Raw genomic sequence first — 14289 nt, forward strand, 5'->3', positions numbered from 1 at the left:
GCCTCACCCCGACGTCGGCCAGAGATAGACAATCCCGACCGGCTCCAAGCGGTGGGCACGAACCTCGTAGGCGTTCCTCAGCCGCTGGGGCTCGGTTTGCAGCTCGCTCTCCAACCGGTCGAGCCGCGTCTGCCAGTGACGCTTGTCCGCCTCACGCTCACGACGCTCCTCGGGCACCAGGTCCAGGGTCAGCTGGTTCGGGTTGAAGTCCTTGGACGCAGCGAGAATGCGATTGCGTTGTTGCTCCAACAAGGTGGTCAGCGACCGCGCCTCTTCCTCACCGCGCTTGGCCAACTGCACCTTGACGGCCGCCAACCGTTCCTCGGCGATGGCCGCCAGGCTGGGCGTCAGATCAGCGATGTCCTTGGCCAGCAGGGGCTGGATTCGCGCGGTCACCGAGGCCGGCGCCTGGCGGCCGTCCCGCAGCGCCTCCTCGAGCTGGTTCAGGGTCTTTTCCTCACCGCTTTCGCCGAGTGGCCGCAGCGGCTTCGTGGCCCGTTCCGCTTCCGTCCAGATCGCCGTGACGGGGATGATCTCCTCGTGCAATCTGGCGGCATTCGGCCCGTACACCGCTAGGCGCCCCATCATGACGATGCGCGGCTGCGCTCCGGGACCCAGGATCACGGACAGCCGCGAGAGGTGCGACTGGAACCCCTGACTGAGGAACCGTGAGAGGAGGCGGCGAACCAGCCTGTGCTCGAGATGGACCTGCACCACATCGTCGGCGTTGCGCCCATCCGCTAGCACGGGGGGGTAGAAGGAAATCTTGCGAACAGGCGCGTCACGCCGCCAATCCCCGACCCGTTCACCGCGCTTCCGCGGGCGGGTGCGTAGGTCGTCGAAGGCGTCGTCCCAACCCGCGTCCTTCGCGAAACCGGGGCTGGCCGGATCGAGCTGGAACGTGGCGATCTTACCGACGTGCTCGGCTTCGGCCTCGTCCAGCGACACGCCGGCTCGGGCCATGGCCGTCGCCGCGACACGCTGAAGGTCGTCGGCATCGACGCCCACCCGCTCACGGGAGCGCTCCAGCGCCCGACGAAGGTCGTCCTGTTCCTTGAGCAGAACCTCGTGCCGAGCGGCCTCCTCGCCGTCCATCTCGGCCTGGACATGAGCGCGGGCCTCTTTATCGTCCTCTTCGGCCACCTGGCGGGCGATAGCCGAAGCCTGACCCTTGCCGATCCCGGCCGCGGCCAGCTTGGCGGTGACCCGATCCTCGATGACGCGGCCGGCGGAGCCGAGCTCCTCGCGGATGGTCTCGGTCTTACGAACCAGGGCTTCGAGGACGATGTCCGCCTCGCGCTGCTCGTAGCGGAAGTAGCGGCAGTGGATGCGCTTGGCCGGCTGCAGCTTGCGGTCGATACGGCCATTGCGCTGTTCAAGCCGCGCCGGGTTCCACGGCAGGTCGAAGTGGATGAGATCGGCGCAGCGGGTTTGCAGATCGATCCCTTCGCGCGCCGCATCAGTGCAGATGAGGATGCGCAGCGGCTCGACTGCGGGGTCGGCGTTGAAGGCCCGCTTCACCGCCTCGCGGCGATCCGAATTGGTCGCGCCGGAGAAGACCCCGATCCGCTCCTCCTCGCGGTCCGTGTCGGAGAACGCTTCCCGCAACCGGCGCTCCAACCAGCGGCGCGTGTCCTCATACTCGGTGAAGAGGATCAGGCGGCGCTCGTTCCAGACGCCATCGGTAAAGAGGTTGGCCTTGATCCAGTCGACAAGGTGACGGACGCGGGCGTCGGGGCGGGTGGCGGCGTGCTCGGCAATGGCCAGCATCTCGTCGACAGCGGCGAGCTCGGCCAGGAGGTCGCCCTTTTCGGCGCCGACGGAGCCGATGACCGTCGCCGCATCGGCAAGGCTGTCTTCCTCGGCATCGGCCGTCGCCTCAGCCTCGGCGTCTTCCAGGTCGAGTTCGGCGATGTCATCTCCCGCCCGCGCCGCGACGAACCCCTGCGCGGCGCCCGCCGATTGCAACGGCGTCTCTCCGTCTATGATCCGCTGCAGCCCTTTGCGATGTACCTTCAGGGTGCGCGCGAACGCGGCGACAGAGGAGAGCAGCCGTTGTTGAAGCCCCACGAACGCCAGCTTGGCGAGAGCGGCCTTTTGGGTCGGCAACGTCGCTATGCGCAGCATGCGCAGGTCGCCATAGGCCGCGAGCCGACGAGCGAGATCCAGCTCTGGGGTATTGTCAGGAAGGCCGTCGATGACGATCGGCTCGATGATCCGTTCGGGGAAATCCTCGCCTAGGCGGCGTAGGTCGGACTTCAGCCGCCGAACCATGACTGGCTCGAGGTCCTTCGGCCGCACGATGACGCCGCGGGTGAACCGCTGAGGGTCCAGCATCTCCAAAAGTGCCGAGAAGCTGTTCGAGTGTCCATTGTGCGGGGTGGCCGACAGGAACAGCCGATGCTCAAAGCGATCCGCGAGTTCGCGCACGGCCCGGGTGAGTTGGCTGGACACCGCGTAGCGAACGCCCGCGGAAGGGGCAGCGTGGTGGGCTTCGTCCAGGATGAACAGGGCGCGGGCACGAAACTCACCGAGCACGTCTCGCAGCCCGCTGGCATATGTCTCGTCTGTCAGCAGCCGGTGGGAGATAATGAAGCGCGATCCGGTGTTCCAAGGGTTCACGGCAAACCCGCGCTGGCGCCGAAGTTCGGAAACCCGCTCTCGGTCGATGGTGTCGAACGATAGGCCGAACTTGGCTTCCAGTTCGTCCTTCCACTGGATCGTCATCGATGGCGGCGCCGCGATGACAATGAAATCGGCACGCTTGCGCAGCAGCAGCTCCCTCGTGACGAGACCAGCCTCGATGGTCTTACCTAGGCCTACGTCGTCGGCGATGAGCAGATTCACTCGCGGAAGGCGCAGAGCTTTGCGGAGCGGCAGGAGCTGGTAAGCATCGAGCCGGATTCCGGCCCGAAATGGTGCCTGCAGCAACTCGCGATCCGCCGCCGTCGCAGACTTCCACCGCAGCGCTCGAACATACGCTGCAAGAACTTCAGGACTGTCTGGCCCACCAAGGCCGACCGACTCCCAGCCCGTATCGTCGATCACCGACGCGCCCACTTCGGCGTCCCAGAGCACCTCAAGAGCCTCGTTATTAGCGTCGTCGGCGATGCACGATAGCGACAGGGTCCGAAGCTCCGCATCGGCGTCGTTCACCCCATCGACCAGCCAAGGACGCCCACGGACGTTGACAAATTCCCCCTCGTTGGGTGCCATCGAACGGCTTTCACCAGACAACCGAATCCCTCGCTGTTATTGCTTGGACATTACGGCAAGCCCCTATAGCGCTACAACCTAGCCTGCAGCCTGCAGGCGTCGCGCACCCAGGACACATTGCAGTCCGACAGAAGAGTTCTCACGGGCCGCTAATGAGATATCGGCAGGTTGCCGCGACATCGGCGAGGATCAGTTCCCGGGACCGGACCTTTCCAACGGAAGAGAAGGGTCAGGACCGCCACAATTTTCACTCTTGGCGGTCTTCTTCGAACGCCTGCTTTGCTTTCGCCATCCAAAGGCTGCGCGCCTGTTCTCCCTGCTCACTTTGGAGCTTGTCCGCCATCCAGAGCAGCGCCCCATAGATCATGGCGCGGTCATCGCCGGTCAGCTCGACGATGCCCGACTTAACCACGAGCCCGCCGAGCTGGATCAGATGCCGCGTGCGCTTGCGACGTTCGACCTGCCAGTCACGCATGTCACGCCGAGCCCGTGCCGCCTGATGGCGATTGCGCGCTGTCTGATTGCGCCGGAGCGCCGACCGCGTCGCGTTCAGATGCCGGTGCAGATCGGCGTGTCCTTCCTTGAAAGAACGCCGCGCCCCGTCGCGCCCAGGCTTCCTTCCGTCCAGGGTCCTTGGTCTCGCCCAGGACGAGCAGCGCGCCGGCAAGTTCCTCGACGGTGAGCGTGTCCGCGCCGGTGGCGATCACCAGATCGCCGAGCTGTTGGACCTTTCGGGTCTTAAGCTCTCGTGCCTTGTCTTCGAGTGCCTTCAGTTCCGCGTCGAAGTCCCGTGGTTTGCGCATCATCCTCTCCATCAGCAGTCGATGGAGAAATGATAGTCGAGCGTGTTTCAGATGTCTGTAATGTTGCCAGGACAGACTGGGATGGTCTCGTCGCTCCCGAGATTTTTTCGAGGGAGGGCGCGCTTATACGTCGTTCCGACGTGCGCTTCGCCGTGCTGATGTTCGGATCGCGATGGCGATCTATCATTTTCACGTCAAGGTCATCGGCCGCAAGGCCGGCTCCAGCGCGGTGGCGTCCGCCGCCTACCGCTCGGCGTCAAGGCTGCGCGATGCGCGCATCGACCGCGTCCAGGACTTCTCCGCCAAGCGCGGCGTCGTGCATTCCGAGGTGCTGCTACCGGACGGGGCACCCGAGGCGTGGAGCGACCGCGAGCGGCTGTGGAACGATGTCGAAGCCTTCGAGCTGCGCAAGGACGCGCAGCTCGCCCGCGAGGTCGAGTTCGCCCTGCCGCGGGAGATGAGCCAGGCGCAGGGCATCGCGCTTGCGCGTGACTTCGTCCAGGCGGAGTTCGTCGATCTCGGGATGGTCGCCGATCTCAATGTGCATTGGGATATGGGTGAGGACGGCATGGCCAAACCCCACGCCCATGTCATGCTCACCATGCGCTCGGTCGATGAGGAGGGTTTCGGCTCGAAGGTGCGGGAGTGGAACGCGAACGAGATGGTTGCGCGATGGCGCGAGCGCTGGGCCGCGCTCGCCAATGAACGGCTCGCCGAACTCGATATCGACGCGCGCATCGATCATCGCAGTTTTGAGGCGCAGGGCATCGCGCTGGAGCCGCAGAGCCAGATCGGTGCGCCCGCCCAGCGGATCGAAGGAGAGGGGATCGAGGCCGCCGATCGGGCGGAGGTTCATCGCGAGATCGCGCGCGGCAACGGCGAGCGCATCATCGCTGATCCGGCAGTAGCGCTGGACGCCATCACCCAGCAGCAGTCGACCTTCACCCGGCGCGATATGGCGCGCTTCGCGCACCGCCACAGTGACGGCATCGAGCAATTCAACGAGGTGATGGGCGCGATGGGCCGCGCGCCCGATCTTGTCGAACTCGGCACGGATGGGCGCGGCGAGGACCGCTTCACCACGCGGCAGATGATCGAGGCCGAGCGGCGCCTGCACCGGGCCGCCGAACTCATGGCGGAGCGCGAGCGCCATGCGGTGAAGGATGCCAACAGGAACGCGGCGCTGGCACGTGCCGAGGAGCGCGGCCTTGTTCTCTCCGGCGAGCAGTCCGACGCGCTGGCGCACATCACCGGCACGCGCGATCTCGGCATCGTCGTCGGTTATGCCGGGACGGGGAAGAGCGCCATGCTGGGTGTCGCGCGCGAGGCCTGGGAAGCGGCCGGCCTGGAGGTTCGCGGCGTCGCCCTTTCCGGCATCGCCGCGGAGAATCTGGAGAGCGGATCGGGCATCACGTCCCGTACCATTGCCAGTCTGGAGCACGGCTGGAGGCAGGGCCGGGATAGGCTCACCTCACGCGATGTGCTGGTGATTGACGAGGCCGGCATGGTCGGCACGCGTCAGTTGGAGCGCGTGCTCTCCCATGCCGCTGACGTTGGCGCCAAGGTAGTGGTGGTCGGCGATCCACAGCAGCTGCAATCGATCGAGGCGGGCGCCGCCTTCCGCTCGCTTGTCGAGCGTCACGGTGGTGCGGGGATCAGCGAAGTCCGCCGCCAGCGCGCGGAGTGGCAGCGCGACGCCACGCGCGATCTGGCGACCGGCCGGATCGGTGATGCGATCCAGGCCTATGAGGCGAACGGCATGGTGCATGCCACTAAGACGCGGGAGCAGGTGCGCGGCGAGCTGATCGATCGCTGGGACCGTGACCGGCAGGTTGCGCCGGACCAAAGCCGCATCATCCTCACCCACACCAATGACGAGGTGCGCGCTCTCAATCAGGCCGCCCGCGAACGCATGCGGGAAGCCGGCGATCTCGGTGAAGACGTGCGCGTCACCGTGGAGCGCGGCGCGCGTTCCTTTGCCCGTGGCGACCGTGTCATGTTCCTGCAGAACGAACGCGGGCTTGGGGTGAAGAACGGAACGCTTGGCACCATCGAGCAGGTCAGCGCACAGTCCATGTCCGTGCGTACCGATGACGGCCGATCCCTCGCCTTCGACCTGAAGGACTATAGCCGCATCGACCATGGCTATGCCGCCACCATCCACAAGTCACAGGGCATGACGGTGGACCGCACCCATGTGCTGGCGACGCCCGGCATGGACGCTCATTCCAGCTATGTCGCGCTATCGCGTCATCGCGATGGGATAGAGCTGCACTATGGCCGGGACGACTTCGCCGATGGGGAACGTCTGGCACGCACCCTGTCGCGTGACCGTGCCAAGGACATGGCGTCGGATTACGAGCGTTCCGATCCCGCCCAGGACTATGCCGAGCGCCGCGGCATCACCTTCCGCCAGCGCGTCGTGGAGATGGTGCGCAAGGTCCCGGAGAAGCTGCGCGACCTCGCCAACGCGCTAATGCCGTCCGTGGACATGGCCCGGGAAGCGTCAGCCCTGCGCGAAGAGCTCGGGAGCAACGACCCGCCGCTCACCCAGGAAGCTCCCGTGGATCCAGAGGCGGTGCTGCGGCGGGCGCGAACCCGCGCGCTCATGCGGCATGCCCAGGCTTGGGACGCGATCCTCACAACAGCCGATGCGACCGGCCAGGGCACGCCCGAGCAACTGCGTGAACTCACCGCCGCCCGCAAGGAGTTCGAGGAGGTGCGGCCCCATGGCTGGCGGGATGCGGAAGCCGCCTATGAGAAGAACCCGGAACTGGTGCACGAGGCCGCTGACGGCAGGCTCAATCGCACCATTCGCGCCCTCCAGCTTGAAACGGAAATCCGCACCGATCCGGAGCGCCGCGCCGGTCAATTTGTCGAGCGCTGGAAGAAGCTCGACCAGCAGCGTCAACGCCAGTACAGCGACGGCGACTACGCCGGCTACAAGGCCACCCGCGTCAAGATGGGCGACATGGCGCGGAGCCTGGAGCGCGACCCGCAGCTCGAATCTCTGCTCGCCAACCGCAAGAGGGAACTGGGCATCAGCTTTGAGACCGGCCGCAGTCTTGGCCGTGAGCTCGCCCATAGCCACGGCATCGACTTCGACCGCAGCCGTGGCCTTGGTCTCTGACCTGTCCGATGTGCCGCCGCCGCTTCGCCACGCCCCACCCGCGCTGTTCATCCTCTTGCCGGTCGGCGGCCCCATGCCTTTTCTGGAGCAGGCGCCCTCAGGCGCGTCCAGCAGGAGGCAGCACCGCCATGCAGACACCAGAGCGTATCATCCGCCTGAAGACCGTCCTTAGCCGCACTGGCCTGTCCCGCTCCACCATCTATCGCAAGATCGCGGAAGGGACCTTCCCCGCCCAACTGAAGATCAGCACCAACGGCGCCGGCTGGCGGGAATCCGACATCAACCAGTGGGTTGCCGATCCCCCGCGGTGGCGGATCACCAATAAAAAAACGGATGAAATGGGCGGGGGAAGCACCTCGTTCAGAGATCATCATCCAATGCGTCATCGTGCACTTCGGCGGCGCGCTGTTTCGCGTCGGCGATCAAATCCTTCGCGGATCGTCCCTCTACCCAAGCGTCGAGCATGTCAGCCCAGCACTGGAGCATGATCCTCCGCTCGGCGAGATATTGGTTCACGTTGTAGACGGCGGCGATCCGGTTCCGGGGCGCGTGGGCCAAGCTCATCTCGATCCAGCGATCATCGAACTTGGCGCGGTTCAGGCCGGTCGAGAATGTGCGACGGAGATCGTGAACGCCGAAGCTCTGAAAATCAGGATCCGTCTCCCGGATGCGCTCCACAACGGTGTCGATCACGCGGTTGAGGGTGGCATTGCTGATCGTCGTATCGCTGTCGTATCGGCCAGGGTGCAGGTATCGGCTGGTACCGAATATCGTGCGAAACACTGTCAGAATGTCGAGAGCCTGATCGCTCAGCGGGACCACATGCGCCTTGCCTGCCTTCATGCGCTCGCCCGGGATCGTCCAGCGTGCGGCGGCGAAGTCGATTTCCTTCCAGGTGGCGTCGATGAACTCCGACTTGCGGACGCCGGTCAGCAGGACAAACTTCACCGCCAAGCGTAGCGTGGGCGCGGCCGACACATGATCCAAGGCCGCCAGGGCCGCGCGGACCTCGGAGGGCGAAAGGGCGCGCTCGCGCGGCTCAAAGGTGGCGATGGCGCTGTTGCGGATTGACTCGGCCGGGTTGCTCACGTCCAGCCCGCTTCCCTGAGCATGGCGGAACACCAGCAACACGACCTCGCGGACATGCACGGCAACGGCCGGCCCGCGCTTCTCCTTAACCTCGTCGCACAGATGTTTGAGGCGTTGCGGCGTCACTTCCCCGAGTTTGAGCTTCGACAACTCTCCCGCGATGGCGCGATCATAGACGGACCGGCGCATGGCCAGAGTGCTGTCGGCCAGTCTCTCAGCTCCCGACTTGGGATCGGCCTTATGCTTGAAATAGGCTTCCGCCCACCCACCGAACGTCAACGCCTCGGCTGACGCGGTGCGCTTCTCTACCTTGGCTTTCGACGGCGACTCGCCCCGCTCGACCTGACGTCGAGCCCGAGCCAGCAGCGACCTTGCCTCCGCAAGAGACACCTCCATACCGTATTCCAGCGCGTCGGGCGCCCGTGTCAGCTTGCGCGCCGCCTCGGCGCTATATCGGCCGATGGTCAAGACCTCCTGCCGTCCGTTCACCCGGTACTGATAGCGGAACGAGACGACCCCAGTCGGGGTGACGGCCGCATACATCCCGTCGCGGTCCGTCACCTTGTAGAGCTTGGCCCTCGGTTTGAGATTTTTCAGTTCTTTATCAGTGAGTTCGCTCATAAATCCGCACCCGGTCGGGAGGCGAACGGATACCATCAACAGGCGCTGTTGGTACCGGAAGCCCGTTTCTCGACCATCCTGCGCTATACCAACATCGGTACCAACAAAGTGGTCCGGCTGGGGTGACATGCAGTGATACGGGGTAGGAAGAAAACTCGTTTCTAGACAGAGGGTTGGTGCGATTTCCGGCACGGTGCGCAATGGTCTGAAACCACCCTAGTTCACTCCCACTCGATGGTCCCCGGCGGCTTGCTGGTTACGTCGTAGACCACCCGGTTGACGCCCTTCACCTCGTTGACGATGCGTGTCGCGACGCGGCCGAGGAAGGCCATGTCGAACGGGTAGAAGTCCGCCGTCATGCCGTCGACGGATGTCACCGCGCGCAGGCCCACCACATAATCGTAGGTCCGGTAGTCGCCCATCACGCCGACCGTCTTCACCGGCAGGATCACGGCGAAGGCCTGCCAGATGTCATCATAGAGCCCGCCGCGGCGGATCTCCTCAAGATAGATCTCGTCGGCGAGGCGCAATATGTCGAGCTTCTCGCGGGTGATCTCGCCCGGGCAGCGTATGGCGAGGCCCGGCCCGGGGAACGGGTGGCGCCCCACGAACACCTCCGGCAGGCCGAGCTCGCGGCCAAGCTCGCGCACCTCGTCCTTGAACAGCTCGCGCAGCGGCTCCACCAGCTTCATGTTCATCCGCTCGGGCAGGCCGCCGACATTGTGGTGGCTCTTGATCGTTACCGAGGGCCCGCCGGTAAAGCTGACGCTCTCGATCACGTCCGGGTAGAGCGTGCCCTGGGCGAGGAAGGCGGCGCCGCCGATCTTCTTCGCCTCGTCCTCGAACACGTCGATGAACAGCTTGCCGATGGTCTTGCGCTTCACCTCCGGGTCGATCACGCCCTCCAGCGCGCCGAGGAACAGCTCGGAGGCGTCCACATGCACCAGCGGGATGTTGTAGGCGTCGCGGAACAGCGTCACCACCTTCTCCGCCTCGCCGAGCCGCAGCAGGCCGTGGTCGACGAAGACGCAGGTGAGCTGGTCGCCGATCGCCTCGTGGATCAGCACCGCGGCAACCGAGGAATCCACACCGCCCGACAGGCCGCAGATCACCTTTTCCGAGCCCACCTGCTCGCGGATACGGCGGATCGATTCCTCGCGATAGGCCTTCATGCCCCAGTCGCCGGTGGCGCCGGAAATCCTGCGCACGAAATTGCGGATCAGCGCCGCGCCGTGCGGCGTGTGCACCACCTCGGGGTGGAACATGGTGGTGTAGATGCGCCGCGCCTCGTTCACGGCGATGGCGAAGGGCGCGTTCTGCGAGGTCGCGACCACCTCGAAGCCCTCCGGCAGACGGGTGACGCGGTCGCCATGGCTCATCCACACCGGATAGCGCCCGCCGATCTCCCACACGCCATCATAGAGCGCGCTCGGCTTGTTCACTGTCACCTCGGCGCGGCCGAACTCCGCGGCGTGGCCGCCCTCCACCTCCCCGCCGAGTTGCAGCGCGCAGGTCTGCTGGCCATAGCAGATGGCGAAGATCGGCACGCCGGCATCGAACGCCTCCTGCGGCGCGCGCGGGCTGCCGGGCTCGGTCACCGAAGCCGGACCGCCGGAAAAGATGATGCCCACGGGCTTAAGCCGGCGCACCGCCTCGGCCGCACTCTGATACGGCACGATCTCCGAATAGACGCCCTCCTCGCGCACGCGGCGGGCGATCAGCTGCGTCACCTGCGAGCCGAAATCGATGATCAGGATCGTGTCGTGCTGGGCGGGAGCGTCGGCGGTGGCGTCGATCTTGGTCATGGGCGGCTCGTCTGGCGGTTCGGAAAGTGGGGCGGGAAAGCGGACGGCAGTGCGATGAAGGACGTGGTTATGCAGGGCGAGGCGATGCAGCGCGAGCTACGGGGCGGCATCGATGGCTCGCGCGCGCTCATGCGTCCCGCACCATCAGGCTGACGAAGAACCCGTCGGTCCCGGTCCGGCGCGGCGTCAGCAGCAGCCCTTCCGGCCGCTCCAGCGCCGCGGCGCGCAACGCGATGCCGCGCTCCCCGAGCGCGAGCACGGCCTCGGCGGGCGGCAGGGCGCGAAAGCCCGAATGGCGACCGAGGAAGGCGCGCACTTGGTCGACATTTTCCTCGTCGAGCAGCGAGCAGGTGATGTAGGCGAGCCGCCCGCCCGGCTTCACGAAGCGTGCGGCGGCGTCGAGGATCTCGGCCTGCTCCTTCACCCGCTCGGCCAACGCGCCGGGGCGCATGCGCCATTTGGCGTCCGGATTGCGGCGCCAGGTGCCCGTGCCGGTGCAGGGCGCGTCGACCAGCACCAGGTCCATGCGCCATTCGAGGTCGGCCAGCACGTCAGGCCCGGTGCCGGCCCGGCCCTTGGGCGAGCGGATCTGGACGTTATGGGCACCGGCGCGCTGCACCCGCTCGTGGATCGGGGCGAGCCGGCGCAAATCGTCGTCATAGGCGTAGAGTTGGCCGGCATTGTCCATCAGCGCGGCCAGCGCCAGCGTCTTGCCGCCGCCACCCGCGCACAGATCCAGCACCTGGGCGCCGCGCGCCGGCGCGGCGAGGATGGCGGCGAGCTGCGAGCCCTCGTCCTGGATCTCGACCGAGCCCTTGAGATAGGCCGGCTCGGCGGTCAGGGGCGGCGCCTTCCCGTCGGCGTTCGGGGCGATCCTCAGCGCCAGCGGCGACCACGCGCCGGGGACGGGATCGAGATGGGCGAGCTGCTGCGCGGCCTTGCCCACGTCGGATTTCAGCGTGTTCACCCGAAGGTCCAGCGGCGCGCGCCCGGCAAGCGCGGCGCCCTCCTCCGCCCGGTCGTCGCCGAACACGCGGGCGAGCGGGGCGTCGAGCCATTCGGGATAGTCGCCGCGCACATGGGCCGGCGCCTCGCCGAGCGTGTCGCCCGCAAGCCGCGCCGCCTCTTCGTCGGTCAGCGGCTCCGGGGCGAAGCGGGAGCCGTCGCACAGCCGGCCGATGGCCTCCGCGTCCAGCCCGCGTGCGAGATGAAGCATGCCGAGCACCAGCGCGCGCGGCGTCTCCTCGCCGGCCGGCTGGCCCATGATCCAGCCGGCGGAGGCGCGCCGGCGCAGCGTGTCGTAGACCAGCGAGGACAGCGCGGCGCGGTCGCCCGAACCGGCGAAGCGGTGGCGGCGTCCCCATTCGGTCAGCACGTCGGCCGCCGGCCGGCGCTCGGCCAGGATGCCGGCGATCACCTCGATGGCGGCGGAGATGCGGGCGGCGGGGGTCATGGCACGCCCCTCACGGCATCACCGGTGAGAACAGGATACCGAAGGCGAACAGCACCCACATGACCAGCAGCACGACGACGCCCGCCGCGAAGGCGGGAAAGCGCAGCCGTATATTGTTGCTGGTGACGTGCACCCAGGCATGGAGAATGCGGCTCAGCACGAACAGCCAGGCCAGCACGACGAAGGGCAGGTCCGCCTGCCGCGTGAACAGCGCGAGCGCCACCAGCACGTAGAACAGCACCGGGAACTCGAACTGGTTGCGCAGGCAGTTGTTCGCCTGCCGCACCCGCACCGGCCAGGCCGTGTCGTCGATCACGGCCCGCGCCTCCTCCACCTGCCCGGCCCGGATCGCCGCCCCGCGCACGCTGCCGAGCCGGACGAGCACCAGGAAGGTGAGCGCGACCTGCACGAAGACGGGAAGCAGGATGGCGGGAACGGACACGGCGGCGGTCTTTCTCGGAGGACGGGGATGCGGCGTCGGGGCGGGGGGCCTCAGCCCCCCTGCGGGTAGTTCGGGCTCTCGCGGGTGATGGTCACGTCATGAACGTGGCTCTCGCGCAGCGAGGCGCCGGAGATGCGCACGAACTGCGCCTTCTCGCGGTACTCCTCGAGCGTGCCGCCGCCGACATAGCCCATGGCGGCGCGAAGGCCGCCGGCGAGCTGGTGGAGCACGCCGCCCACCGGCCCCTTATAGGGCACCTGCCCCTCGATGCCTTCCGGCACCAGCTTCAGCGTGTCCTTCACCTCGGCCTGGAAATAGCGGTCGGCCGAGCCGCGCGCCATCGCCCCGACCGAGCCCATGCCGCGATACGACTTATAGGAGCGGCCCTGGTAGAGGTAGACCTCGCCCGGGCTCTCGTCGGTGCCTGCGAGCAGCGAGCCGATCATGGCGCAGGACGCGCCGGCGGCGAGCGCCTTGGCGAGGTCGCCCGAATATTTGATGCCGCCATCGGCGATCACCGGGGTGTCGCTCTTCTGCGCCTCTTCCACCGCGTCGAGGATGGCGGTGAGCTGGGGCACGCCGACGCCGGCGACGATACGCGTGGTGCAGATGGAGCCCGGCCCGATGCCGACCTTCACCGCATCCGCGCCGGCATCGATCAGCGCCCGCGCGCCCTCGGCGGTGGCGACGTTGCCGGCGAGGATCTGCACCTTGTTGGAGAGCGTCTTGATGCGGCTCACCTGGTCCAGCACCTTGCGCGAATGGCCGTGCGCGGTGTCGACCACCACGAGGTCGACGCCCGCGTCGATCAGCAGCTCGGTGCGGCGGTAGCCGTCCTCGCCCACCGTGGTCGCGGCCCCGGCGCGCAGCCGGCCCTGCTCGTCCTTGGTGGCGTTGGGATAGGCGACCGCCTTTTCCATGTCCTTGACCGTGATGAGGCCGACGCAGCGCTGCTCGTCGTCGATCACCAGCAGCTTCTCGATGCGGAACTGGTGCAGCAGCCGCTTGGCCTCGGCCTGCTCCACGCCCTCATGGACGGTGACGAGCCGGTCCTTGGTCATCAGCTCGGAGACCGGCTGGCCGGGGTTGGTGGCGAAGCGCACGTCGCGGTTGGTCAGGATGCCGACCAGCTTGCCACCGCGGCCATTGGGGCCGCGCTCGACCACCGGGATGCCGGAAATGCCGTGCGCCTTCATCAGCGCCAGCGCGTCGGCGAGGGTCTGGTCGGGATAGATGGTGACAGGATTCACCACCATGCCGCTCTCGAACTTCTTCACCATCCGCACATGCTCGGCCTGCACTTCCGGGTCGAGGTTGCGGTGGATGATGCCGAGGCCGCCGGCCTGCGCCATGGCGATGGCGAGGCGCCCCTCGGTGACGGTGTCCATCGCCGAGGACAGGATCGGCAGGTTGAGGGAGATCGACCGCGTGACGCGCGAGGAGATATCGACCTCGCCCGGCATGACATCGGACAGGCCGGGCTTCAGCAGCACGTCGTCAAAGGTAAGCGCTTCCCGCGCGAGGCCGTCACGGACCGACATCGCCAACTCCCGATAAGGGTGCGCGGAAGAGACTTCCGCTCATGCCCGATGGATGGATGGACGAAGCGGCGCCAGCTTTTGGGACAGCGGCGCCGCTACGAGTTGGCGAGGGCTCATACCATGGTGCGAGGCGCTTTCCTAGGCATCTTCCTCTGTGTTCCACGCAATGCCGACCCGCGTCGCCGGGAT

The 14289-nt window shown here is 66.8% G+C and carries 9 protein-coding genes and 1 pseudogene; 2 read left to right on the plus strand and 8 right to left on the minus strand.

All coding sequences use genetic code 11. From position 1 onward, the window contains the following. Window positions 1-3: 3 nt before the first annotated feature. The 3 genes from drmD to NVS83_RS18125 form a co-directional block, all read right to left on the minus strand. Window positions 4-3216: a DISARM system SNF2-like helicase DrmD gene (gene drmD, locus NVS83_RS18115; RefSeq protein WP_258740566.1), complete on the minus strand. Its 3213-nt coding sequence runs from the start codon at window positions 3214-3216 to the stop codon at window positions 4-6. 247 nt (window positions 3217-3463) lie between these two features. Next, entirely contained in the window at window positions 3464-3691 is a 228-nt protein-coding gene (locus NVS83_RS18120; protein ID WP_258740567.1) for a conjugal transfer protein TraD, read from the minus strand. A 1-nt stretch (window position 3692) separates the two neighbouring features. Further along, a complete protein-coding gene (locus NVS83_RS18125) occupies window positions 3693-4019 on the minus strand; it encodes a conjugal transfer protein TraD (RefSeq protein ID WP_258740658.1) in 327 nt (108 codons plus the stop codon). Window positions 4020-4191: 172 nt separating this feature from the next. Between NVS83_RS18125 and traA the strand changes: the two genes are divergently transcribed. Together traA and NVS83_RS18135 are read left to right on the plus strand one after the other, a co-directional pair. After that, window positions 4192-7149 carry a Ti-type conjugative transfer relaxase TraA gene (gene traA, locus NVS83_RS18130; protein ID WP_258740568.1) on the plus strand — a complete coding sequence of 986 codons (2958 nt, stop codon included), beginning with the start codon at window positions 4192-4194 and terminating at the stop codon, window positions 7147-7149. A gap of 128 nt (window positions 7150-7277) precedes the next feature. Beyond that, a pseudogene (locus NVS83_RS18135) lies at window positions 7278-7463 on the plus strand (helix-turn-helix transcriptional regulator); the annotation flags it as partial. Window positions 7464-7509: 46 nt separating this feature from the next. On the opposite strand, the gene NVS83_RS18140 reads toward NVS83_RS18135, so the two are convergent. The 5 genes from NVS83_RS18140 to guaB form a co-directional block, all read right to left on the minus strand. Beyond that, on the minus strand, window positions 7510-8859 hold the full coding sequence (locus NVS83_RS18140; protein WP_258740569.1) for a tyrosine-type recombinase/integrase: 1350 nt from the start codon (window positions 8857-8859) through the stop codon (window positions 7510-7512). Window positions 8860-9080: 221 nt separating this feature from the next. Then, a complete protein-coding gene (gene guaA / locus NVS83_RS18145; RefSeq protein ID WP_258740570.1) occupies window positions 9081-10664 on the minus strand; it encodes a glutamine-hydrolyzing GMP synthase in 1584 nt (527 codons plus the stop codon). Between the two features lie 127 nt (window positions 10665-10791). Then, entirely contained in the window at window positions 10792-12117 is a 1326-nt protein-coding gene (locus NVS83_RS18150; RefSeq protein ID WP_258740571.1) for an RsmB/NOP family class I SAM-dependent RNA methyltransferase, read from the minus strand. A gap of 10 nt (window positions 12118-12127) precedes the next feature. After that, window positions 12128-12559 carry an MAPEG family protein gene (locus tag NVS83_RS18155; protein ID WP_258740572.1) on the minus strand — a complete coding sequence of 144 codons (432 nt, stop codon included), beginning with the start codon at window positions 12557-12559 and terminating at the stop codon, window positions 12128-12130. Between the two features lie 50 nt (window positions 12560-12609). Further along, complete coding sequence (gene guaB, locus NVS83_RS18160) at window positions 12610-14100, minus strand: IMP dehydrogenase (RefSeq protein WP_258733472.1); 1491 nt, start codon at window positions 14098-14100, stop codon at window positions 12610-12612. Between the last annotated feature and the right edge of the window lie 189 nt (window positions 14101-14289).

This window comes from Ancylobacter mangrovi, assembly GCF_024752335.1.
Classification (GTDB): domain Bacteria; phylum Pseudomonadota; class Alphaproteobacteria; order Rhizobiales; family Xanthobacteraceae; genus Ancylobacter; species Ancylobacter mangrovi.

Bases quoted from the DNA above. Each gene is read 5' to 3' on its own strand.
- drmD (WP_258740566.1), bottom strand. From the start codon at position 3,216: ATGGCACCCAACGAGGGGGAATTTGTCAACGTCCGTGGGCGTCCTTGG.
- NVS83_RS18120 (WP_258740567.1), bottom strand. From the start codon at position 3,691: ATGCGTGACTGGCAGGTCGAACGTCGCAAGCGCACGCGGCATCTGATC.
- NVS83_RS18125 (WP_258740658.1), bottom strand. From the start codon at position 4,019: ATGCGCAAACCACGGGACTTCGACGCGGAACTGAAGGCACTCGAAGAC.
- traA (WP_258740568.1), top strand. From the start codon at position 4,192: ATGGCGATCTATCATTTTCACGTCAAGGTCATCGGCCGCAAGGCCGGC.
- NVS83_RS18140 (WP_258740569.1), bottom strand. From the start codon at position 8,859: ATGAGCGAACTCACTGATAAAGAACTGAAAAATCTCAAACCGAGGGCC.
- guaA (WP_258740570.1), bottom strand. From the start codon at position 10,664: ATGACCAAGATCGACGCCACCGCCGACGCTCCCGCCCAGCACGACACG.
- NVS83_RS18150 (WP_258740571.1), bottom strand. From the start codon at position 12,117: ATGACCCCCGCCGCCCGCATCTCCGCCGCCATCGAGGTGATCGCCGGC.
- guaB (WP_258733472.1), bottom strand. From the start codon at position 14,100: ATGTCGGTCCGTGACGGCCTCGCGCGGGAAGCGCTTACCTTTGACGAC.